The sequence below is a fragment of the Photobacterium sanguinicancri genome, assembly GCF_002265265.1.
GTDB classification, from domain to species: Bacteria; Pseudomonadota; Gammaproteobacteria; order Enterobacterales; family Vibrionaceae; genus Photobacterium; species Photobacterium sanguinicancri.
Genome location: NZ_NOIF01000365.1, coordinates 1 through 1,351, shown reverse-complemented (window position 1 = coordinate 1,351; position 1,351 = coordinate 1). Strand labels below are relative to the sequence as shown.

The 1,351-nt window shown below is 37.1% G+C and carries 1 protein-coding gene; it reads left to right on the top strand.

Annotated features, from left to right (window positions below; all coding sequences use genetic code 11):
* Positions 1 to 1,325 (top strand): UDP-N-acetylglucosamine 1-carboxyvinyltransferase (locus tag ASV53_RS24050; RefSeq protein WP_338091436.1); only part of this gene is annotated, 1,325 nt, incomplete at its 5' end.
* Between the last annotated feature and the right edge of the window lie 26 nt (positions 1,326 to 1,351).

Here is a 1,351-nt window from a genome sequence, read left to right as displayed (position 1 = left end):
ACATACATCTGCTTGATGAATGTTATTATATGAAATCATTATTTACATCTAAGTGCGGGATCATCATGAGCGACAAATTTAAATACAAAGTTCACCCTGGAAAAGTTGAGGGAAGAGTTAACCTTAGCGGAGCAAAAAATAGCGTGTTAAGACTTTTAGCTGCCTCATTACTAACGGATGAGAAGGTTGTCTTAGACCGATTCCCTTCTTCGCTCTTAGATGTTCAGGTTCATAATGAAATGCTTGAAGCTTTAGGTAAAAAAGTTACTATAAATAATAAACAAGCTATTATTGAATATAAACAAAACACAAAAAGTGAACTTATTTGGCATGGCCGTTCAATTAGAAATACGTTATTAATCTTAGGAGCTTTAACTGCAAAAACTGGATTTGGTAAAGTTCCGTCACCTGGTGGCTGTAAATTAGGTGAGCGAAAATATGATCTTCATGTGATGCTTTTAGAGCGTTTAGGAGCGACAGTCTGGGAAGAGGATGGATATCTGTGCGCAAAAGTCGATGGTCGTTTAAAAGCTAATGATATCCATCTTCCTATGAGATCTACTGGTGCGACAGAGAATGCCATTATCTGCGGTTCTTTAGCTGAAGGTAAAACAACAGTTTGGAATCCTCACATTAGACCTGAAATCATCGATTTAATTAATTTTCTAAAAAATTGTGGTGTTAAAATTGAGGTTTTTGGTCAAGAGAGAATCGAAATTACAGGAATAGAAAAGCTAACTGGATGCAAGCATGCTGTACTACTTGACAATATGGAGGCGTTAACTTGGGTTATTGCTGCTACCATCACTGGTGGACAACTGGTAATTGACAATTTCCCATTTAAGGATCTTGAAGTTCCTATTGCATTTTTGAAAGAGAGTGGAGTACGCCTATACCGTGATGGTGATTCCGCATTTGTAGCGAAAGGTAATGTGTATCCAATTGAGATAAGTACTGGGCCTTATCCTGGTATTAATTCTGATATGCAACCATTGTTCGCAATCTTTGGTGCATTATCAAATGGAGTCAGTAAAATTATTGACTTAAGATTCCCTGGTCGATATGGGTATGCTGACGAACTAGCTAAGATGGGTATGAAATTTCATGTTGAGGGCGACTTGCTGGTAATTGAAGGTGGTACTAAATTATCTGGCACAAATGTCAATGCTTTGGACTTACGTGCGGGTATTGCTTTATTATTAGCCGGGCTAATAGCTAGTAAAGGGGTCACTGATATTGATAATGCTTGGCAGATAGAGCGTGGTTATGATGACTTACTGTCAAAAATGGAAAAATGTGGTGTGATAATAGAAAAATATAATTAATTTCATATCATTTAGCTATGATAAGC